Below are 21790 nucleotides of genomic sequence, written 5' to 3' on the forward strand. Positions count from 1 at the left end.
GCGGGCCAACCGTGGCGGGCCAACCGTGGTGGGCCGTCCGTGGCGGGCCGTCCGGTGCGGGCGGCCCGCTCCTCGCGGGGTCAGCCGCGACGGGCCGGTGTCTCCAGGATGGTACGGAGCTGGTAGCGGTCGGCGCGATAGGTGGAGACGCCGAGTTCGGCGCAGACGCCCCCGGCGAACGAGCGCCGCTGGAGCAGCAGCACGGCCCCGCCGCGCGGCAGCTTCAGCAGGTCCGCGTCCCCGGGGTCGGCGATCCCGCCGTCGATGGTCAGCTCGCCGGCGTCCAGCACCAGGCCGTAGCGGGTCTCCAGCAGGGCGTACAGGGAACGGCCGGTCAGGTCGTGGGTGTCCAGGTCGGGCGCGAGGGAGACGGGGATGTGGGCCCGCTCGATGCACATGGGCTCGTCGGCCGCGGTCCGCAGCCGCTCGATGAAGTGCACCTCGTCACCCGGCCTGATACCGAGCTCCCTGGCCAGGTGGGCACTGGCCCTGACCACCCGGCGGTCCAGGTCGCGGGAGCCGGGCTCCATGCCGCGGGCGCGCATCTCGTCGCTGAAGGAGGTGAGCCGCAGGGACATCTCGATCTTGGGGCGGGCCACGAAGGTGCCCTTGCCGGCGACCCGCTGGAGCCTGCCCTCGGAGACCAGGTGGTCGACGGCCTGCCGCACGGTCATCCGGGAGAGCCCGAAGCGCTGGCAGAGCTCGCGTTCGGACGGGATCGCCGTGCCGATGGCCAGCTCGTGGTTCTCGATCAGGTCGAGCAGGATCTCCCGTAGCTGGAAGTACTTGGGGACCGGGCTGTCCGGATCGATGTGGGCCATGAGATTCCTCCCCTCTCGATCTGAGATGCCTGATGAGTTATGGTTCGTACTGGTCTAGTCCGGACTAGACCACAGGCCGGAAAAGGGTGTCAACGTGCGGACCGGCGACGGATCGATAACGGCCCGATCTCGTCCGTCCGAACCGAAGGATGAGCTCGAGATGACGACCAAGATGCGCAGCGAGATCGCCGAGCAGCCCGCTGCGTTGCGAGCCACGCTCGACGCCCTCCTCCCCAGGACCGCGGAGGTGGGGCGGCTCGCGGGGCAGACCCGCCAGCTGCTGTTCATCGCCCGCGGCACCTCGGACAACGCCGCAGTCTACGGCCGATACCTGGCCGAGACGCACACGGGCAGGCTCTCCACCCTGGCGGCCCCCTCGATCGCCACCACCTACCGGCGCAGGCTGGACCTGGACGGCGTGCTGGCCGTCGCGCTGTCGCAGTCGGGCCGTACCGAGGAGATCGTCGAGACCCTGGCCTGGGCCAAGGACTGCGGCGCCCGGACGGTGGCCATCACCAACGGCGGCGAGGGCACCCCGCTCGCCCAGGCCGCCGACCTCGCCCTGTGCACGGTGGCGGGCGAGGAGAAGGCCGTCCCGGCCACCAAGACGTACACCACCGCGCTGGCCGCGCTCGCCGTGCTCGCCCTCGGCCTGGGCGCCGACGTCGACCCCGACGACCTGCGCCGGGTTCCGGACGCGGTGGAGAAGCTGGTCACCGATCCGGGGGACCTGGAGGCGATCGTCGAGGGCCTGGCCGACAAGCCGGGCGTGGTGGTCTCCGGCCGGGGGCTCGCCTTCTCCACCGCGCTGGAGCTGGCGCTCAAGCTCAAGGAGGCGTGCTACCTGCACGCCATGGGCCTGTCCTACGCCGACCTGCTGCACGGCCCGATCGCGGTGGTGGACGCCGACACCCCGGCCCTGCTGGTCGCGGCCGGTGACGGGCCGACCCTGGCCGGTACGGTCGCGCTCGCCGAGCGGGTGACCGGCGCCGGAGCCGCGGCGTACACGGTCGGCGGCGGCACCGCGCTCTCCTCGGTCGCCACCGCCGCGCTGAACGGCCCCGACCTGCCCGAGTGGGTGGCCCCGATGGGCCTGATCGTCCCGGGCCAGCTCCTCACCGAGGCCCTGGCGCGGAGACTGGGGATCGACCCCGACGCCCCGCGCGGTCTCAACAAGGTGACGCAGACCGACTGACACCGGCTGACACCGATTGACACCGATTGACACCGATTGACAGCGAGCGGGCCACGCCGGCCGGCAGGACGGACGCGGCGGAGCGCGACGGACACGGGCGGCGCGCGGCATCGGCTGACATCAGGTGACATCGGTTGACATCAAGGGATGTCGGCGGATGCCGGTTGACGTCCCGACGACGGGAACGCCTCCTCTAGCCTGGTCATGGCCCGGGAGCAGGGTGATCACAATTGGAGGGCGACATGGCGGTCGACGCCGACGCGATCATCGCCGGACTCGGTGGTGCGGGCAACATCATCGAGATCGAACCGTGCATCACCCGGCTGCGCACGGAGGTGCGCGACGCCTCCAAGGTCGACCGGGCGGCCCTGCGGGCGGCCGGGGCGCACGGCGTCATGGCCGCGGGCAACGTCGTCCAGGTGGTGGTGGGGCCCGAGGCCGACACGATCGCCGGCGACATCGAGGACATCATCGGCTGACGGGACCGTCCTCGCGGGCGGTGGGCGTGCCGAGGGGAGTGCGGTGACCACGGTTCTGGCACCGGTCACGGGGGTGGCCGTCAGGCTCGGCGCGGTGCCCGACCCGGTCTTCTCCGAAGGCCTGGTCGGTCCCGGCATGGCGATCGAACCCGACAGGGCCTCCGGCACGGCGGTCGCCCCCATCGCGGGCACCATCGTCAAGCTGCACCCGCACGCCTTCGTCGTCGTCGGCGACGACGGCCGGGGGGTCCTCGTCCACCTGGGCATCGACACGGTCCAGCTCAGGGGCGAGGGGTTCGAGCCGCTGGCCGTCGAGGGCGACCGGGTGAGCGCGGGCCAGCCGGTCGTGGCGTGGGACCCGGCCGGGGTCGAGGCGAGCGGACGGCACCCGATCTGCCCGGTCGTGGCGCTGGACGCCGCCGCGGGCACGGTCTCCGGCCTCGTGGCGGGCGCGGTGACGGCGGGGGACGACCTCTTCGAGTGGGATGACCCCGCCTGAGGGGTCGCGGCCCGCCGGGTCGGCGAGGATGCTGGAACGGGGACGGCGCCGAGGACGGACGACGCCGGGAAGGTGGGCTCAATCATGGAACCGGTCACACCGGCCGCGAAGACCGCGGGAACCACGCAGGGCACGGGAACCGCGCAGGGCACGGGAACCGCGGGGACCGCGAACACCACGGGAACCGCGCGGGCCGCAGAAACCGCGGGAGCCGCGGGAGCCGCGGGAACAGAGGAGGGCGCGAGGGCCAGGAGCGTCCCGGGGACGCCCGTGAAGGCGGCGCTCTTCGACCTGGACGGCACGCTGATCAACAGCGAGCGGCGGAGCATGGCCATGTGGTCGATGCTGCTCGACCGGCACGGGGTGAGCCACGACGAGGCCGTGCTGCGCGCGTTCATGGGGCGGCGGGGCCGCGACGTGCTGGCCGAGCGGGCCGACCTCTTCCCCGGCAGGGAGATCGAGGACCTGATCGTCGAGGTCCTCTCCTTCAAGGACCATCCCGGCCTGCCCGACATCGTGCCGGTTCCCGGGGCGGCCGAGTTGATCCACGCCGTCGCCGCCCACGGCTCGCCGATCGCGGTCGTCACCTCCGCCGGCCGCGACTGGGCCGAGGAGCGGCTGACGCGGATCGGCGTCCGTGACCTGCTGGACACGCTGGTGTCCGCCCTGGACGTGACCGTGGGCAAGCCCGACCCCGAGGGGTTCCTGCTCGCCGCCTCACGCCTGTCGGTCGATCCGGCAGACTGTGTGGTGTTTGAGGATTCAATCGCCGGGATCGCGGCGGCCAAGGCGGCCGGGATGGCCTGCGTGGGCATAGCGACGACCCACGCGGGCACGGAGCTGGCCGCGGCCGACCTCGTGGTCGCGGACCTGACGGGGGTCGCCTGGCCCCCCTCGACCTGACTCCGGCACGACAGACGATCCGCGCGGTCTGGACCGCGCGGCCGAACCACAGGAGGAACACGTGGCCGAGCGCCAAGTCACCGTGAAGTCGGAGGTCGGCCTGCACGCCCGGCCCGCCGCGACGTTCGTGCAGACGGCGTCGAAGGCGTCCCTGGACGTCACCATCGCCAAGGGCTCCGGCCCGCCGGTGAACGCCAAGAGCATCCTGTCGGTGCTCTCCCTGGACGTCAGGGAGGGCGACACGGTGGTGATCAGGGCCGAGGGCGAGGGCGCGGACGAGCTCCTCGACGCGCTGGCCGGGATCGCGTCGGCGCCGTGAGCGTGCTGACGGGGGTGGGCGTGAGCCCCGGGGTCGGTCTCGGCCCCGCCTACGTGCTCGCGTACGAGGCACCCGTCCCGGAGGCGGGGGCCCGTCACGACGGGGACGCCGCCGCCGAGCTGGCCAGGGCCGTCCGGGCGCTGGAGCACGTCGCGGCCGACCTGGAGGAGCGCGGCGCCAGGGCCGCCGGTGAGGCCGCGGGGATCCTGGAGGCCCAGGCCATGATGGCCCGCGATCCCGGTCTGGCCGCCGGGGTGGCCGAGCTGGTCGAGGCGGGCACCGCCGCGGCCCGCGCGGTCCACGAGACGTTCGGCCGCTACCGGGAGGTGCTCGCCGCCTCGGGCGGGTACCTCGCCGCGCGCGTCGCCGACCTGGACGACGTCAGGGACCGGGCCGTCGCGGTGATCGAGGGCCGGCCCCTCCCCGAGGTGCCCGCCGGGGGCGGGGAGCCGTACGTCCTGGTCGCCAGGGACCTGGCGCCCGCGGACACGGCGCTGCTGTCACCGGACGTGGTGGCGGCCTTCGTCACCGAGCAGGGCGGGCCCACCAGCCACACCGCGATCCTCGCCCGCGCCATGGGGGTGCCGGCCGTGGTCGCCTGCCCCGGTGCGACCTCGATCCTCCCGGGCACCGAGGTGCTGGTGGACGGAGCCTCCGGCCTGGTGCGGCCCGCGCCCTCCGGCGAGGAGGTGCTGGCCGCGCGTGACGCCGGCGCCGCGCGGCAGGCCGTGCTGGCCGCCGTGAGCGGCCCGGGGACGACCGCCGACGGGCACGCCGTGCCGCTGCTCGCCAACATCGGCGGGCCGCGCGACGTGGCCGCGGCCCTGGAGCACGGGGCCGAGGGGGTCGGCCTCTACCGGACCGAGTTCCTCTTCCTGGACCGGGCCGAGGCGCCGTCGGCGGCCGAGCAGGAGGAGGCCTACCGGGAGGTGCTGGACGCCTTCCCGGGCGGCAGGGTGATCGTGCGGACACTCGACGCGGGCGCCGACAAGCCCCTGGTGTTCCTGCCGGCGGGGGCGCACGAGCCCAACCCGGCGCTGGGGGAGCGCGGGGTCAGGTTGTTCCGGACACACCCGGACATCATGGCCACGCAGCTCGCGGCCCTGGCGGCAGCGGCGGCGCGCTCGGCGGGCAGGCTGCAGGTGATGGCGCCGATGGTGGCGACCGCCGAGGAGGCCGCCTGGTTCGCCGCCGCCTGCGACGCGGCCGGGCTGCCGTCGGCGGGCGTGATGATCGAGGTGCCCGCCGCGGCGCTGCGCGCCTCCGACCTGGCCCTGCACGCGGGCTTCCTCTCGGTCGGCACCAACGACCTGACCCAGTACGCGCTCGCCGCCGACCGGCAGCTCGGCGCGCTGACCGGGCTCCAGGACGCCTGGCAGCCCGCCGTGCTCGACCTGGTCGGCCTCGCCGCACAGGGCGCGGCCGAACGCGGCAGGCCGTGCGGGGTGTGCGGCGAGGCCGCGGCGGACCCGGCGCTCGCCTGTGTGCTCGTCGGGCTGGGGGTCACCTCGCTGTCGATGTCGGCACCCGCGCTGCCCGCCGTGCGGGCGGCGCTCTCGCGACACACCCGGGATCAGTGCGTGCTCGCGGCCGGCGCCGCGCGGGCCGCGACCTCTCCCGGGGACGCGCGCGCCGCGGCCCGTTCCCACCTGCCGGGCCTGGCGGATCTCGCCCTCTGAGAACGGGCGCGCCCGGGGAGGGCGCCGGGCGGGTCGCGGGAGGGTCAGCCGTGCGGGCGCCGGGGCGTCCGCACGGATAGCGTAGGCGTCATGCTTCGGTGGATGCGTGTGACGGTGATCGCCGCGACGGCGGCGACGGCGGCGATGGCGGCCGGGTGCGCCGGCTCGGCGAGGACGGCCCCGCCCGCGCCCGGCGCCGCGCCGGGTGAGGCCCCCGCGGGAGCCACCCCGGCCGGACCGGCCCGTACGGGGGGCGGCGCGGAGAGCCCAGCGGCCTCCCCGGCCCCGGCGGCCCCGGCGGGCCGGGGTGTGGAGGCGGTGCTCGCCTCGATGAACGTGGAGGAGAAGGTCGGCCAGCTCTTCATGCCCGTGCTGTACGGCCAGGCGGCCGACACCGTCTCGGGCGAGAACCAGGCGAGGTTCGGCGCGGGCACCCCGGCGAAGGTCGTCGCCCGCCATCGTCCCGGCGGGGTGATCCTGTTCCCGTGGGCGGGCAACATCAAGAGCGTCCGCCAGGTGGTGGCGCTGACCAACGGGCTGCAGAAGGCGTCACCGGAGATCCCGCTGCTGATCGCCGCCGACCAGGAGAACGGCAAGGTCTCCCGGCTCGCCCCGCTGGTCACCGACATGCCGGGCGCCTCGGTGATCGGTTCCACCGGGGACGCCTCGCTGGCCCGCCGGGCGGCCGAGGTGACCGGCACGGAGATGCGCGCCCTGGGGATCAACCTCGACTTCGCCCCCGTGGCCGACGTCAACATCAACCCGCGCAACCCGGTGATCGGCCCGCGCGCGTACGGCTCGGACCCGAAGAAGGTGGCGCCGATGGTGGCCGCGGCGGTCCGGGGGTTCCACGACGCCGGGATCGCGGCCACGGCCAAGCACTTCCCCGGCCACGGCGACACGAGCGTCGACAGCCACACCGGCCTGCCGGTGATCAAGCACTCCCGCGCGCAGTGGGGCAGGCTGGACGCCCCGCCGTTCGCCGCCGCCATCGGCAGGGACGTCGACGCGATCATGACGGCGCACGTCGTCATGCCCCGGCTCGACCCCTCCGGCGACCCGGCCACGCTCTCCAGGCCGATCCTGACCGGCCTGCTGCGCGAGAAGCTCGGCTTCGACGGGGTCGTCTCGACCGACGCGCTGGACATGGAGGGCGTGCGGAAGAGGTACGGGGACGGGCAGGTCGCGGTGCGGGCGATCCAGGCGGGGGTGGACCTGTTGCTGATGCCGCCGGACTACGACGAGGCCCACCGCGCGGTGCTGTCCGCCGTACGGTCCGGGAAGATCTCCAAGGCGCGGCTCGACCAGTCGGTCCGGCGCCTGTTGAAGCTGAAGGCGGCCCGCGGCCTGCTGGAGAGGGCGCCGGTCGCCGATCCGGCCAGGGCCGAGCGGGTCCTGCGCTCGGCCGAGCACCTCAAGGTCGCCAGGCTGATCACCGCGAAGGCGCGCTGAACGCGGCCCGGTGCCGCACGTCCGAGGTCAGGCGCCCTGTGCCGGGCGCCCCGCGCCCGATGGCCGGGCCGGTTCCCGGAGGCCGCGTGCCGGATCAGGCGAGGCCGAGGTTGCCGGTCCTGCCGAAGTTTCCCGTCCTGGAGAGCGAGACGACGAGCGACTGGACGATGCGCGTGAGAAGGGCTTCCAGCAGCATCACGACCGCCTTGGCGAGCACGGTGGAGAGGAATCCGGACATATTAGCCTCACAGGGAGAAGGAACGCTTAAGGCGATAATTCATACCAAACGTCGCTAAGTCACCTATCAGGAGGTTGCTGTTCGGTGAACGTTCGGTGACGCCTCCTGGGCGGCTCCCTGGGTGACCGCCTGGAACGCCACCGCCGCGGCCGTGGTGGCGGCGGCGCTGCCGAGGGCGACGGCCCACCCCGCCGGGCCCAGGAAGTGGCAGCCGAAGAACCGGCACAGGCCCGGCACCGAGACGGTCAGGCCCAGTACGGCCAGGGAGACCAGTGAGGCCAGCACCACCATGCGGTCCCGGCTGCCCATGACCAGCGTCTGGAGCAGCTGCGTCGCCACCAGCGCGACCAGGCCCATCGTGTCCGCCCTGCCGCGCGTACCGGTCAGCCTGCCGATCGCCCAGGCCGCGCCGGCCGCGCTCGCCGTGGTGACGGCCCGCAGCTGGATGTCACGGGTCAGCGAGGCGCCCAGAGAGGCCTCCGGCCCCTCCTGGAGCAGCCTCTCGGGGCTGGTCGCCGCCGGGGGACGGGCGGCGACCGCCATCGCGGGCAGCATGTCGGTGAGCAGGTTGACCAGGAGGAGCTGGCGGGTGTTCAGCACGTTGGCGCCGCTGATCAGGCTGGACCCGACCGCGAAGACGATCTCGCCGATGTTGCCGCCGAGCAGGATGCTCAGCGCGTCGCGCACCGAGCTCCACATGGCCCTGCCCTCGATGATCGCGTCCACGATCGTCTCGATGCGGTCGTCGGTCACCACGATGTCGGCCGCCGACCGTGCCGCCGGGGTGGCGCGGGACCCGAGGGCGATCCCCACGTCCGCGCCCCGGATCGCGGGGGCGTCGTTGGCGCCGTCACCGGTGACCGCCACGACCTTGCCGGCCCGGCGCAGGCACTCGACGATCCGGGCCTTGTGGGCCGGGGTGGTCCTGGCGAAGACCGTCACGTCGGGCAGCGCCTCCACGAGCGTGTCGTCGTCCAGGGCGTCCAGGTCGGGACCGGTCATGATCCGCCCGCCGTTCAGCACGTTCAGCTCGGCGGCGATCGCCTCCGCGGTGCTGGGATGGTCGCCCGTGATCATCACGATGCGCACGCCCGCCCGCGTCAGGCGGCCGACGCTCTCGGCCGCCGTGGGCCGCACCGGGTCGGCCATCCCCAGGAAGCCCAGGAAGCACAGGTCCTGGATGCGGGACTCGTCGAGGTCGCGGCGGTCGGAGGCGGCGCGTTCGGCGACCGCGAGCACGCGGTAGCCCTGGCGGGCGAGCTGGTCGAGCTCCTTGTGCAGCTCCGCCTCGACGACGTCGGTGAGCGGGACCACCCGGCCGTCGCGCAGCACGCTCGTGCAGCGGGTGACCACGATCTCCGGAGCACCCTTGACGCTGAGCAGCGGTCCCGCGCCTCCCGTGCCGAGCACGGCGTGGTAGCCGCGTCCCGGCTCGAAGGGGAGCTCGTCGACCCGTTCCCAGCGCCCGCCGCCCTCCTCGGGGGTCACGCCCAGCCGCTCGGCCCCGTTCAGCACGGCGCGGTCGGTGGGGTGCGGGACGGGCCGTCCGTCGTCGTGCCGGGGACCGGCCCGCAGTCCCGCCGCCACGACCCGCCTCAGCTCGGGCGTGAGCGCCTCGACCAGGCGTTCGTCCTGGCCGTCCGAGACGCACCGCAGGCTGATGCGTCCCTCGGTGAGGGTGCCGGTCTTGTCGAAGCAGAGCACGTTCACCCGGCCGAGGGCCTCGATCGTGGAGGGGTTGGGCACCAGGGTGTTGCGGGTCGACAGCCGCCGCGCGGCGGCGAGCTCCGCGACCGAGGCGACGAACGGCAGCCCCTCCGGTACGGCGGCGACCGCGAGGCTCACCGCGGGCGCCAGCGCCGCGGGCAGCGACCTGCCGCGCATCAGGTCGGCGACCAGCAGGATCACCCCCGACCCCAGCGCGACCGGGAGGATGCGCCGGCTCAGCTCCCGCAGCCGTAGCTGCACGCCCGAGGCGGGGGGCCGCTTCTCGGTGAGCCTGGCGGTCCTGGCCGCCTCGGTGGACTCGCCGGCCGCGACCACCACGGCCAGCCCGACGCCGGCGGCCACCGTCGTCCCCTCGTAGACCATCGAGCTCCGGTCGGCGACGGCGGGCGCGCCGACCGGCGCGGGCGACTTGGGGACGAGCTGGGACTCGCCGGTCAGGGCCGACTCGTCCATCTCCAGGTTCGTCGCCCTGAACACGCGGCAGTCGGCCGGCACGGTGTCGCCCGCGCGCAACTCGATCACGTCGCCCGGTACGAGACCGTCGACGGTGGTGCTCACGGGCCGGTGGGGGCGCCTCACCCGTACCGGGGTCGCGACCGCCTCGGTCAACCGGCTCAGCGCCCGGTCGGCGCTGAAGCGCTGGCCCCCTCCGATGAGCGCGTTGGCGGCCACCACCGTGGCGATCATCACCGAGTCGGAGACCGAGCCGACCATGGCGGACAGGCCGGCCCCGGCCGCCAGGACCGGCGTCAGCGGGTTGGCCAGTTCCTCCAGGGACGCGCGGAGCAGGGAGGGCGGGCCCTGCGTCCTCTGCGATCTCGCCGAGGTCCTGCGGAGGGCGGCCTCGTCCTCGGTGATGCCGCCGGGCGTGGACCTCAGCAGCGAGAACACGTCCTCCACCCGCATCGCGTGCCAGGGAGTCCGGTCGTTGCGGACCGGGGGAGCCTCCCGGCCGGCGCGCCAGCCCGCCCACTCGGCCGTGCCGATGACCGCGATCGCGGTGAAGTCGCTCACGAGCTGGGCCTTGCCCAGCGCCTGCGCCGCGGGCCCGAACGCGGTCAGCGCCCCGCCGATCGCGTTCCCCGCGGTGGTGAGCCACACGGCCCGCTCGCTCGTCCTCCTGGCCGGCGCCAGGCAGCTCAGCAGCAGGTGCGCCTCCTCCAGGTCGGCGATCACGTCCGAGTCCCAGGGCGTACGGCGCGACCGGCCCGACACGCCGATCCCCAGGTCGGCCTGGGCCAGGGCGGCCATCCGCCGGGCCGACACCACGGCGACGCCGTGTCCCTGGGCCTGGAGCGCGCGGACCGACCGGGCCAGCCGGGAACCTCCGGGTACGGACTCCTCCACCCCGAGCCGCGCGCCCAGCTCGGGGCCGCCGCCGGCCAGCAGCACGGAGCACGTGCCCCCGGCCGTGGCCGCGGTGACGATCGCCTCCGCCAGCGGGTCCACCCCGGGGGCCACGCCGACGAGGGCGACGGGGACGCCACGCCTGCACACGCGGACGGCCCGCAGGCCCCCCACCTCCCAGCCCGCGGCCTCCGGCGCGACGAGCACGGCCGGACCCTCGACCGGCTCGGCCGTCCACCCGTCGCGTTCCCGCCGCGCGCCCGGGTCGGTGAGGTCGAGCAGGGAGTACAGCCGGGCGTGCAGCCCGCCGGTGTCCTCCGGATCGCCTCCGTCTCCCTCTCCCGTCCCGGCCGGCGTGTCCGTCCCGTCCTTCTCGTCCGTCCTGTCCGCCGTGTTCGCCTCGTCGCCCAGGAGGACGACACGGTCGATCTCCCAGGAGCCCGTACAGAGCACGCCGGCGTCCAGGACGACCGTGTCGATGCCGTCCATGTGGCGCAGGGCGCGGGCGTCGAGCACGATCGCCCCGCGTCCGGCCAGGGCGCGGGCGGTCGCGGACGCGAAGGACTCCCGGCCCTGCTTGGCGGCCCTGGGCGTCGTCGCGGTGAGCATGGCGACGGTCCGTCGCCGGTCGCGGCCGAGGAGCTGCGTCAGGCCGGAGATCCCCACCGCGGCCGGGCTCGCGGCCCGCTCGAACCGCTCCACCGGGCTGTGCTTCAGGGGGGCGGGGCGCGGCCTGCGAGGGGCCCGGATGTGACGGTAGGAGCCGTCCGCGGATCCCAGGTCGCTCTCGCGCGCCTCCCACGACCGGCGCGTGTCACGCGCCTCCAGGTAGTTCCCGGCGGCGATGGCCGACTGGATGAGCATGCCCAGCGGGCGCAGCGCCAGCGTGTGGGTGACGATGTTCGCCGTCACGAGCAGATCGAACGTGGTCGAGACACCCAGGCGGCGTTCCAGCTCGGAGCGGACCTTCGGGGTGGACTCGGCCAGGTTCAGCAGCGCCGGGACGATCGGGGGCAGGGACGGTGCGCGCACGGTTCGGCCGGCGATCGCCAGGCCCGCCCCGAACAGGGTCGCACCGAGCCGGACGCCGGCCCGGGCGTGGCGCTCCACCAGCTTGGCGGCGTGATGCTCCGCGATCATGGAGACGAGGGTGGCGGGCCCCGCCAACGGGTCCCTCGCGGACTCCGGGTCGTCATCGGATTCCGGCTCGTCGTCGGTGTCGTCGTCCGCGATCTCGTCGGTGTCGTCGGTGTCGTCGGTATTGGTGTCGGTGGCGTCCTCGTCGTCGGTGTCATCGCCGTCGAACGCCTCGACCAGTTCGATCACCTTCTCCACGTCGATCGAGCCGGGGTCGCATCCCACGAAGACGGAGCCGAGGGCGCCGTTCACCTCCGCGCGGCAGATCCCCTCCAGCCGTAGCAGCGCGTTCTCCAGCCGCCGCGCCCTCCCCTCGCTGCCCGGACCACCGATCGTCCGCAGCTCAACGTGGAGCCCGTCGGGACGGACCACCCTGCCACGGGACCGCGGCAGCAGGCCGCGGATCGCTTCGGGCATGACGCCCCAAAGGGTGTGGGCAGGAGGTGAGAGCAGGCGGGGCATGAACATTCAGAACTCCGGTGGACGAGATGACGAGGCCGATCAGGCCGAGGTCGCGCGCGGCCCGATCGGCCCCATCACTTGATCACCCGGACGCGCTCTTGCTGGCCGAGCCCCTTGACCGCGAGGTGGACGCCCTGGCCCGGGAGGCCGTCGTCCGTGACGTGGCCCTCCGGGACGTGGCCGTTCCGCGCGAGGCGGCCGTCCGGGACGCGGTTCCGGTCCGCTTGGTGGACGCCGAGGCCCTGGACGCCGGTTTCGTGGTGCGCGCGGCGGGCTTGGCGGTCCGCGACGCGGGCTTCCTGGCACGCGACGCGGGCTTGGCGGCCCGCGAGGTGGACGCCGCCGCCCGGGACGTGCCGGTGGACCGCGACGTGGCCGCCGAGGTCCGAGCCGTGCCGCTCCCGGCACCGGACGCGGACCTCGACGGGGTGGTCCGCGCGGTCCGGGACGTGGTGCTCGCGGTGCGCGAGGCGGGCCCGGTGGACCTGGACGTGCCGCCCGTCGTACGTGACGCCGATCCCCCGGCGCGTGCGGTGGAGCCCGTGGCACGCGACGTGGTGGTCCTGCTCCGCGACGTGGAGCCCGCCGCCCGCGACGCCGGTCTCGTCCCTCCGGTGGCCGAGGCCGCCGTACGGGAGGAGGCGCTCCGGCTACGGGAGGCGGGGCTGGTGGTCCTGGACGCGGCGCTCGCCGTACGTGACGCGGGCGTCCTGGTCCTGGACGTGCCGCCCGTCGTGCCCGTCGTGCGGGCTGTGGCGGTGCGGGTCCGCGAGGTGGTGCCCGCGGCGCGGGTGGTGGGCGTCCTGGTCCGTGAGGTGGTGCTCGCGGCACGGGTGGCCGGTGTCCTGGTCCTGGACGTCGTGCCGGTCGCGCGTGAGGTGGTGCCCGCGGCGCGGGTGGTGGACGTCCTGGTCCTGGGCGTACCGCCGGTCGTGCCCGTCGTGCGGGATGTGGCGGTGCGGGTCCGCGAGGTGGTGCTCGCGGGGCGTGAGGCCGTGCTCCGGCTACGGGAGGTGGAACTCCCGGTCCGGGAGGCGGTCCCCGTGGTCTTGGCCGTACCGCTTCTCGCGCGGGAGGCGGTGCCGGTCGCGCGTGAGGTGGTGCTCCGGCCGCCCGAGGCGGAACCCGCCGTCCGGGAGGTGGTGCCGCCGGTGCGGGAGGCCGCTCCCGTCGCCCGGGAGGTGGAGCCGGCCGTACGAGAGGCGGACCCCGTCGCACGGGACGCCGAACCGCTCGTGCGTGAGCCGGTGCTCGCCGTACGGGACGTGGTGCCGCCGGTGCGTGAGGCACCGCTCGCCGTGCGGGACGCCGAGGGTCGCGAGGCCCGGGACGCCGTGCCGCCGGACCGTGCGGTGCCGGATCGTGCGGTGCCGGTGCGGGAGGCGGAACCTCCCGTACGGGACGCGGACCCCGTGTCGTCGGAGCCGGTCAGCGCGGACATCGGGCTCGCGCTCCGCGAGGCCGAGCCGGTGGAGCTCCCGGTACGGGAGGCGCCGGACGACCGGCCCCTTCCCCGTGCGCGCTGGGCGATCAGCGTCCCCACCCCGATGGCGGCCGCCACCGGCCACTCGATGAGTCCCACCACCGCGAGGGCGCCGAGCCCCCCGTAGTAGGCGATGCGTTCAGCCGGAGGGAGGAACGATTTGGCGGTGTCAGTGGCCTGACTCGCCCCCTGCATGTCGACATGTGGCATACGGACGTTCGGGGGCCGGAGCTGCACGCTCAGCATCGGAAGATTGAGCGTTAGCGAGTTGCCGTCGCGCTTCCGGTCCGTCGTTGCATTCGTGGCTGATGCGGCCGGTCTGGACGCCGTACGGGCGCGCGAGCGGCTCGTCTGAGTTACTGCCATGATCCCTCCTCATGGGAACCGAGGGAAGGTGCGGATGGAGCCCGCAGGAGGTTGATCACGCCTTCTACGTGCGGTTATATGGCATGAGTGCCATTCTCATAATCTTCCTCGGATTAGAGCAGCGAAACTCGCACTAGGCCTGGAATCGGATGTTAGGGGATGAATCTCCGGTCAATGGAGCGGTTCTTGTGTCGTTCGGGGAGAGATACGGCTTGAACTCGCGATGGCACGCCGCCGCACGGGCGGACGTCGCCGCGACGTGTCACGGTGCGTGGGATCGGGCCGGGGACGACCCGTCCGGGGGGCGTGTGCGCGACGGTGACGTGACGGCGACGCGACCGAGCAGGAGCCGGAGTCGGAGCAGGAGCGGGACGGAAGCGGCGCGGTGCGGGAACGGGACGCCGCGGGAACGGGACGCCGCGGGAATCGGAGGACGACGGGGGCCGTGACGGGACGGGAGCCGGGGCCGTGCGAGGTGTGAGCCGTCCCCGCGCTCCGGTCGTCCGCCGGACACACTTACCCTGAAACCCGTTCCATCGAGGAGGGCAGATGTTCAAGGGCGTGCTGATCGACTGGGGTGGCGTGCTCACCGTCGGTCTTTCCGAGGCGGTCGCGGAGTGGATCGTCGAGGAGAGGCTCGACGCGGACCACTACCGGCAGGTGATGATCGAGCTGGTGTCGCACGCGTACGAGGGCTCGGAGAGCGAGGAGAACGCGATCCACGCCCTGGAGCGCGGGGAGATGTCCGGGCTGGACTTCGAACGGCACCTGGCCTCGCGGCTGGTCACCACGGACGGCGTGCCGCCGGAGGCCGAGGGACTGCTGTCCCGGATGTTCGCCCGCTTCCACCGGGTCGAGCCGATGTACGAGATGCTCCGCGAGGCCCGCGCCGCCGGGCTGCGGACCTGCCTGCTCTCCAACTCGTGGGCGAACGAGTACCCCCGTGAGGGCTGGGACGACGTCTTCGACGAGGTGGTCATCTCCGGCGAGGTCGGCATGCGCAAGCCCGAGCCGAGGATCTTCGAGCACGCCCTCGGCAGGATCGGCCTGGCGGGGGAGGAGTGCGTGTTCGTCGACGACGTCCAGGCCAACATCGAGGCGGCCCGCGAGCTCGGCATCGTCGGCGTGCACCACCGCGACCCCGACCTGACCATCGCCGAGCTGGAGCGCCTGCTCCGGATCCCGCTGCGCTGAGCCGGTCCCGCCGCCCCCTGCGCCGAACCGGCCCCGCCCCCCGCGCCTCGCCCGCGCGCGGGGGGTCAGCTTCGGGCGGGGGGTGCCACCGCGGGTCGCCGGTACTGGCACACTCGATGGATGAATCGGCGCCGAACCGGCGCCGACGTGGGAGAGACAGATCGAGGCATGGATGCGCGTCTACCTGCCGTGTACGCTCCCGGCGCTGGCCCGCGTGGCCGGTGCGGGGGAGCTCGGCCCGGGTCCGCTGACCGGTTACGCGGTGACCCCCGCGCTGATCGAGTGGTACGTCTCGGGTGACACCGAGGAACTGGAGTACGTGGCCCTGACCGAGGCGGCCAGGGCCTCGCTGCGGATGCTGGCGGCCGACCGCGCGGACGGGGTGGAGGTCGCCGCGAGAAGGGTCGTCGTGGCCGTGGACGTACCCGACGGTGACGTCGCCGCGGGTGCGGACCTGGAGGAGCGTGCCCGGGTACGGCTCGCCGCGGCGGTCCCGCTGGCGCGGGTCGCGGCCGTTCACGTGGACGAGCCGGAGGCGGTCAAGGACGTCGAGGCCGCCATCGCGGCGCTGCCCGCCGCCGACCGCGGCGACGACGACGCCCGGTTCACCGTTGACGGCGCCGAGGCCAACGAGCTCCTGTGGTACGCCACCCAGGAGATCCCCGACCTGATCGGCTGACCTCCTCCGGCCACGGCGGCCCCTTCTCTCGATGGCGGTTTTGGCTATCCTTGGAGGCATATGAGACACATCGTGTGGGATTGGAATGGCACGCTTTTTCATGACATCGACGCCGTCGTCGGTGCCACGAACGCGGTGTTCGAGCCGTACGGGCTGGGCTCCTACGACGCCGACCGCTTCCGTGCCGTCTACACGCGCCCGATCTGGGCCGCCTACGAGCGCATGCTCGGCCGTCCCCTCCGCGAGGGCGAGTGGGAGGCCCTGGACCTCGGCTTCCACGAGAGCTACCACCGCCTGATGCTGGAGTGCGGGCTGGCCGACGACGCGCTCTCCACCCTGGAGGCGTGGAAGGCCACGGGCGGCCGGCAGTCGCTGCTGTCCATGTGGGAGCACGACCGGCTGGTGCCCAAGATCACCGAACTCGGCATCGACCACCACTTCACCCGGATCGACGGCCTGCGCGGTGTCCCCGGGGGGCACAAGGCCGAGTGGATGGCGGCCCACCTCGTCGCGCTCGGCATCGACCCGGCCGACGTCCTGGTGATCGGCGACAGCCTGGACGACGCGCACGCCGCCCAGCACGTCGGCGCGCGGGCGGTGCTCTACACCGGCGGCATGACCAGCAGGGCCGACCTGATGGCGTGCGGGGTGCCGGTGGTCGACACCCTCACGGACGCCCTGAACCACGCCTGACACCCCGGCCCGGTCCGTGAGCCCCGGTCGGGCCCGGCTCGTCCCGGCCCGTGACCTGCCGTGCCGCCGGTCCGGTCCCGTCCGGTCCCGTCCGGGTCCGGGGAACCGCGAGGTACCGCCCGGTGTCGGGAGACATCCTGAAACAAGGTGCTTTCGGCATCGGAGGCGGTCGCCGGCCGCCCCTGGCCGTACGCTGGGCATCCGCACCCATTCCGGGAGGCCCCCGATCGACCGCCTCGTTCTCTGGAACATCGACCTCACCCTGGTGGACGTCTCCATCGTCACCCGTGAGGCGTACGCGGAGGCGTTCCGCGCCGTCACCGGGCGCCCCCTGGTCAAGCTGACCCAGGCCAACGGCCGCCCGGACTCGGAGATCGTCTTCGAGATGCTCGCCATCAACGGGATCGTCGCCGAGGACGAGCACCTCCCCAGGTTCCTCGACGCGCTGGCCGCCTCCTTCGGGGCAAGGCGCAAACGCCTGGCCAAGGAGGGGCGGATGATGACCGGGGCGCGTGACGCGCTCAAGGCGGTGGCCAGGCTGGACGGGGTGGTGCAGTCGGTGCTCACCGGAACGATCAAGAGCAATGCCGCGCACAAGCTGGCCGCGTTCGGCCTGGACAAGTACGTCGACATCGAGATCGGTGGTTACGGCGAGGAGGTCTACCCCAAGGCCACCCTGTTGCAGGTCGCGCAGGGGCGGGCCGGCCGCAGGCACGGGACGGTCTTCGACGGGCGCAACACCGTGCTGATCGGCGACTCGGCCAGGGACGTCCAGGCGGCCAGGATCGCCGGGGCCTCGATGATCGGCGTGGCCTCGGGCAGGTCCCTCCCGGCGGAGCTGCACGAGGCCGGGGCCGACGTGGTGCTGCCCGACCTCTCCAACCCCTCCGAGGTCGTCGCCGCCGTCGCCGGCCTCACCTCGCCGGTCCGAGGTGCCGGCCGCTTCCCCGCGAGCCGCTGACCCCCGCCGGCCCGCCGGGACCTCGTACGTGGAGCCTCCACACGCTCGGGGGACATGCTGTGTGGACCCCGGGGATGACATTCGGGTGGGGCGTCGAGAGGATGGGGGGCATGGTTGAGGAAGGTGCGCTGCTCTGGGAGCCCTCCCCGGAGGTCGTGAGGGACGCCAGGATCACCCGCTACGCGCGGTGGCTGGGCAGGAGTCCCGACTACGAGGCTCTCTGGCTGTGGTCGGTGGACGCCCCGGCCCAGTTCTGGACGTCGATCTGGGACTACTTCAAGGTCGTGGGAGAGCGCGCCGAAGGACCGGTCGTCTCGGGGGAGATGCCCGGGACCGAGTGGTTCGGCGGGTCGACGCTGAACTACGCGGCCAACGCGCTGCGCAGGGCCGCCGCCGAACCGGAGCGGCTCGCGGTGGTCTTCCGCGACGAGGCGGGCGGGCGGCGGGAGCTCACCCTGGGCGAGCTGGCCGAGGAGGTGGCGCGGGTCCGCGCGGGCCTGGTCGCGCTGGGCGTCGGCCGGGGTGACCGGGTCGCGGCCTACCTGCCGAACATCCCCGAGGCGTTGGTCGCCTTCCTGGCGACCGCCTCGCTGGGAGCCGTCTGGTCCTCCTGCTCGCCCGACTTCGGCGCGCCCAGCGTGATCGACCGCTTCACCCAGATCGAGCCCAAGGTGCTGCTCGCGGTCGACGGCTACGACTACAACGGCAGGCACTTCGACCGGAGCGCCGTCGTGGACGACATCGCCGGCAGACTGCCGACCCTGGTGGCGCGGGTACGCGTCCCCGCGGGCTCCCCGGCCTCCCCGGACTCCCCGGGCTCCCGGGAAACCGGAGGAGCCGGGGTACGCGCCCTGGACTGGGCCGCGTTGCGAGCGGTCGAGGCGCCGCTCGACTTCGAGCCCGTGCCGTTCGCGCACCCCCTGTGGATCGTCTACTCCTCGGGCACCACCGGGCTGCCCAAGCCGATCGTGCACGGCCACGGCGGCGTGGTGCTCGAACACCTCAAGGCGCTCTCCTTCCACCAGGACCTGGGCGAGGACGACGTCTTCTTCTGGTACACCACCACCGGCTGGATGATGTGGAACTACCTCGTCGGCGGCCTGCTGGTCGGGTCGACGGTGGTGCTCTACGACGGCTCGGCGACCCACCCCGGCACCGACGCGCTCTGGCGGCTGGCCGCCGAGGAGGGGGTCACCTACTTCGGCACGGGAGCCCCGTACCTGATCGCGTCCATGAAGGCCGGTCTGAAGCCGTCGGGCCTGGAGCGGCTGCGGGGCCTCGGTTCCACCGGTTCGCCGCTGCCGCCCGAGGGTTTCGCCTGGGTGCACGACACGCTCCCCGACGTCCCGCTCGGCTCCTTCTCCGGGGGCACCGACGTGTGCACCGGTTTCGTGGGCCCCGTCCCGCTGCTCCCGGTACGGGCGGGCGTGATCCCCTGCCGCTGCCTGGGGGCCAGGGTCGAGGCCTTCGACCCGTCCGGCGAGGCGGTGATCGGCGAGGTCGGCGAGCTGGTGCTGACCCTGCCGATGCCGTCGATGCCGGTGATGTTCTGGAACGACCCCGACGGGTCGCGCTACCGGGACAGCTACTTCTCCGAGTATCCCGGCGTCTGGCGGCACGGCGACTGGATCAAGATCCTCCCCGACGGGAGCTGCGTCATCTACGGCCGTTCCGACTCGACCCTGAACCGGGGCGGCGTGCGGATGGGCACCAGCGAGTTCTACCGCGTGGTGGAGCGCTTCGAGGAGATCGCCGACAGCCTGGTGATCGACACGGGGCAGCTCGGCCAGGAGGGGCGCCTGCTGCTGTACGTGACCATGGTCGAGGGCGCCGTCCTGGGCGACGACCTCGTCGCCCGGCTGCGCGGGGAGCTGCGGGAGGCGCTCTCCCCCCGCCACGTGCCGAACGAGATCGTCGAGGTTCCCGGCATCCCGCGCACCCTCAGCGGCAAGAAGCTGGAGGTGCCCGTTCGCAAGATCCTCCTGGGCGTCCCCCCGGAGAAGGCCGCGAACCTCGACGCCATGGCCAACCCCGAGGTGCTGTCGCACTTCCTGCCGTCCGGCGACTGACACCCGCCGACTGACACCCGCCGACCACGCCTCGAACCCGGGCCCCGGGAACCGCGCCTGACATCCGGACACCCGGGAACCGCGCAGAAGCCCGGGCGCCCGGCCGCGGGACGCCGGTCAGATTCCCTGGGGCAGGCGGAACAGGCGGCCCGGGTCGTAGGCCGCCTTGACGCGGGCCAGGCGGGCGGCGTTCGGCCCGTAGTAGGCCGAGCGCCAGCCCGCAAGGCCCGCGTCGACGTAGTTGACGTAGGCGTGGTCGCCGAAGTGGGGTCGCATCGCCGCGCGCGCGGTCCTGGTCCAGGTCGCGGCCCCGGCGCGGTGGGCGTAGTACTGCACGCTGTAGAGGGCGGCCCGGTGCGGGAAGGCCGTGGCGTCGGGGCGGACCCGGGCGACGGCGCCGCCCAGGGCGTCCAGCAGCACGGTGTGCTCGCCGGCGCGGGCGACCTGGGCGACCAGCGTCCTGGCCCCGGCCTCCGACAGCGGCCGGTAGGCCATGTGCGACGTGGCCGAGAACCTGTCCCGCGACAGCCGCCCGCCCCGGGTCTGCCCGGGAAGGGACCCGCCCAGGTGGCACTGGCCGACCGAGAGCGAGCCGCAGCCCGCCATGGTCAGCATGGCCTGCCGGTAGGAGGTCCGGCGGACGTGGCTGGACGACGGTGGGCCGGCCGCGTCGGCCAGCCGGTCGAGGAGCCGCTCGCAGCCGGCCCTGCCGCCCAGGTAGAGCCCGACGACCTGCACGTCCGTGCCGCCGTCGCGGCTGAGGTGCATGCCCGACCACATCGCGTCCGGCGCCGAGGGCGCCCACGCCTGCCAGGCGCGCAGCGTCCTGACCGCCCTCGACCACGGCCAGTGCAGGAAGAACACGGTGACCTCGCGGGCCGGGTGGGTGCGGAACTCGAAGGAGACGGCCACCCCGAGGTTGCCGCCCCCGCCGCCACGCGAGGCCCAGTACAGGTCGGGGTGACGGTCGGCGTCGCAGGTCAGCAGCCGCCCGTCGGCCGTGACGACCCGGACCGACTCCATCACGTCGCAGGTCAGGCCGTACCTCCTGGAGACGACCCCGATCCCGCCGCCCAGGGCCAGCCCGCTCACCCCGACCGTGGCGCAGGTCCCCGCCGGGATGCTCACCCCGCCCGCGGCGAGCCTGTCGTAGACGTCGACGAGCCTGGCGCCCGCCCCGACGGTGGCGCGCCCGGAGGCGTGGCGCACCGTGCTCATCCGCGACACGTCCAGGACCAGGCCGGTCCCGGTGGACCAGCCGGCGTAGGAGTGCCCGCCGGACCGTACGGCCAGCGGCACGCCCAGCCGGCGGGCGAAACCGACGCACTCGGCGACGTCGGACGGGTCGGCGCAGTAGGCCACGCCCGCGGGCCGTACCGCGTCGAAGGCGGGGTTGAACAGCCGCCGCGCCCCGTCGTACGCGGCGTCGCCCGGCCGGACGAGCGATCCCTCCAGCCCTTCGGCCAGCGCCCGCCAGTCGGCGGGCCGCGGCGCGCCCGCCGCCGCCCGCCCGGTCGCACCGGCGGCGGCACCTCGCCCGGACGCGCCCGCGGTGTCCCGCCCGGCGGTACCGGCCCCGCCGCCCGCACCGGCGGCGTCCCGCCCGGACGCGCCGGCGGCGCCCAGGGCGGGGGTGCCCGGGGCGCCGAGTGCCGTGCCGAACGCGAGGGCGGCCAGGCCGCCGGTCCGGAGGAATGCCCGCCTGTCCGGAGGGTTCCGCATGTCGTTCTCCCCGAGGGTTCGTGTCGACTGCTGAATAGGACGACCGATCCGCCGATCCGGTTGGTCACATTCGCGTCACCGTTCACCGGACGGGGAGCCGTTCACACCCCCTGGGCCACGCGCAGCGCGAGGGCCGGGCACATCTCGACGGCCCGGCGTGCCATCCGCCGGAACTGGGCGGGCACGGTGTCGAGGCCGAACACCGGGTAGCCGTGCTCGTCGAGGTGGACCAGGTCGGGGGCGAGCCGGGCGCACAGGCCGTGGCCCTGGCAGCGGGTCCAGTCCACGGTCAGTCTCACCTCCGGCTCGTTCTCCTGCGGCGGCAGCGGGAGCACGCCGTGCACCGGGCGCCCGCAGGTGCCGT

At 74.0% G+C, this 21790-nt stretch carries 18 protein-coding genes; 13 read left to right on the forward strand and 5 right to left on the reverse strand.

Annotated elements, in window-relative coordinates:
* Positions 1-80 precede the first annotated feature (80 nt).
* Complete coding sequence (locus AB0G16_RS31910) at positions 81-821, reverse strand: GntR family transcriptional regulator (protein WP_362813458.1); 741 nt, start codon at positions 819-821, stop codon at positions 81-83.
* A gap of 160 nt (positions 822-981) precedes the next feature.
* Between AB0G16_RS31910 and AB0G16_RS31915 the strand changes: the two genes are divergently transcribed.
* The 7 genes from AB0G16_RS31915 to AB0G16_RS31945 all read left to right on the forward strand — a co-directional run bounded on the left by AB0G16_RS31915 (position 982) and on the right by AB0G16_RS31945 (position 7347).
* Complete coding sequence (locus AB0G16_RS31915; RefSeq protein WP_362813461.1) at positions 982-2016, forward strand: SIS domain-containing protein; 1035 nt, start codon at positions 982-984, stop codon at positions 2014-2016.
* A gap of 242 nt (positions 2017-2258) precedes the next feature.
* On the forward strand, positions 2259-2495 hold the full coding sequence (locus AB0G16_RS31920; protein ID WP_362813464.1) for a PTS glucose/sucrose transporter subunit IIB: 237 nt from the start codon (positions 2259-2261) through the stop codon (positions 2493-2495).
* A gap of 43 nt (positions 2496-2538) precedes the next feature.
* On the forward strand, positions 2539-2994 hold the full coding sequence (locus AB0G16_RS31925) for a PTS glucose transporter subunit IIA (protein WP_362813470.1): 456 nt from the start codon (positions 2539-2541) through the stop codon (positions 2992-2994).
* A gap of 84 nt (positions 2995-3078) precedes the next feature.
* A complete protein-coding gene (locus AB0G16_RS31930) occupies positions 3079-3897 on the forward strand; it encodes an HAD family phosphatase (protein ID WP_362813472.1) in 819 nt (272 codons plus the stop codon).
* 61 nt (positions 3898-3958) lie between these two features.
* Complete coding sequence (locus tag AB0G16_RS31935; protein WP_362813474.1) at positions 3959-4216, forward strand: HPr family phosphocarrier protein; 258 nt, start codon at positions 3959-3961, stop codon at positions 4214-4216.
* Entirely contained in the window at positions 4213-5895 is a 1683-nt protein-coding gene (gene ptsP / locus AB0G16_RS31940; protein ID WP_362813476.1) for a phosphoenolpyruvate--protein phosphotransferase, read from the forward strand. The genes AB0G16_RS31935 and ptsP overlap by 4 nt, the downstream gene beginning before the upstream one ends.
* A 102-nt stretch (positions 5896-5997) precedes the next feature.
* On the forward strand, positions 5998-7347 hold the full coding sequence (locus AB0G16_RS31945; RefSeq protein WP_362813478.1) for a glycoside hydrolase family 3 protein: 1350 nt from the start codon (positions 5998-6000) through the stop codon (positions 7345-7347).
* 94 nt (positions 7348-7441) lie between these two features.
* Here AB0G16_RS31945 and AB0G16_RS31950 read toward each other — a convergent pair whose 3' ends face one another.
* Together AB0G16_RS31950 and AB0G16_RS31955 are read right to left on the reverse strand one after the other, a co-directional pair.
* The gene (locus AB0G16_RS31950) at positions 7442-7585 is read right to left on the reverse strand and encodes a hypothetical protein (protein WP_362813481.1); all 144 of its coding nucleotides are present in this window, start codon (positions 7583-7585) and stop codon (positions 7442-7444) included.
* Positions 7586-7651: 66 nt separating this feature from the next.
* On the reverse strand, positions 7652-12214 hold the full coding sequence (locus tag AB0G16_RS31955; RefSeq protein WP_362813484.1) for an HAD-IC family P-type ATPase: 4563 nt from the start codon (positions 12212-12214) through the stop codon (positions 7652-7654).
* A gap of 143 nt (positions 12215-12357) precedes the next feature.
* Here AB0G16_RS31955 and AB0G16_RS31960 point away from each other — a divergent pair, with 143 nt between their 5' ends.
* From AB0G16_RS31960 to AB0G16_RS31985, 6 genes are all read left to right on the forward strand, one after another.
* The gene (locus tag AB0G16_RS31960) at positions 12358-13869 is read left to right on the forward strand and encodes a hypothetical protein (RefSeq protein WP_362813487.1); all 1512 of its coding nucleotides are present in this window, start codon (positions 12358-12360) and stop codon (positions 13867-13869) included.
* A gap of 788 nt (positions 13870-14657) precedes the next feature.
* Positions 14658-15302: an HAD family phosphatase gene (locus tag AB0G16_RS31965; RefSeq protein WP_362813490.1), complete on the forward strand. Its 645-nt coding sequence runs from the start codon at positions 14658-14660 to the stop codon at positions 15300-15302.
* 172 nt (positions 15303-15474) lie between these two features.
* On the forward strand, positions 15475-15981 hold the full coding sequence (locus tag AB0G16_RS31970; protein WP_362813493.1) for a hypothetical protein: 507 nt from the start codon (positions 15475-15477) through the stop codon (positions 15979-15981).
* Between the two features lie 72 nt (positions 15982-16053).
* Positions 16054-16674 (forward strand): HAD hydrolase-like protein, encoded by a 621-nt coding sequence (locus AB0G16_RS31975; protein WP_362813496.1) that lies wholly within the window; start codon positions 16054-16056, stop codon positions 16672-16674.
* Between the two features lie 226 nt (positions 16675-16900).
* Positions 16901-17635, forward strand: a complete 735-nt coding sequence (locus tag AB0G16_RS31980) for a haloacid dehalogenase-like hydrolase (RefSeq protein ID WP_362813510.1) — start codon at positions 16901-16903, stop codon at positions 17633-17635.
* A gap of 110 nt (positions 17636-17745) precedes the next feature.
* Positions 17746-19704: an acetoacetate--CoA ligase gene (locus AB0G16_RS31985; RefSeq protein WP_362813498.1), complete on the forward strand. Its 1959-nt coding sequence runs from the start codon at positions 17746-17748 to the stop codon at positions 19702-19704.
* Positions 19705-19821: 117 nt separating this feature from the next.
* Here the strand turns inward: AB0G16_RS31985 and AB0G16_RS31990 are convergent, their stop codons facing one another.
* Together AB0G16_RS31990 and AB0G16_RS31995 are read right to left on the reverse strand one after the other, a co-directional pair.
* The gene (locus AB0G16_RS31990) at positions 19822-21426 is read right to left on the reverse strand and encodes an FAD-binding oxidoreductase (protein WP_362813501.1); all 1605 of its coding nucleotides are present in this window, start codon (positions 21424-21426) and stop codon (positions 19822-19824) included.
* 101 nt (positions 21427-21527) lie between these two features.
* Positions 21528-21790: ferredoxin (locus tag AB0G16_RS31995; RefSeq protein WP_362813504.1), on the reverse strand; the 263-nt coding region annotated here is incomplete at its 5' end.

Origin of the sequence: Streptosporangium sp. NPDC023615, from assembly GCF_040640155.1 — a bacterium.
Taxonomy (GTDB): domain Bacteria; phylum Actinomycetota; class Actinomycetes; order Streptosporangiales; family Streptosporangiaceae; genus Streptosporangium.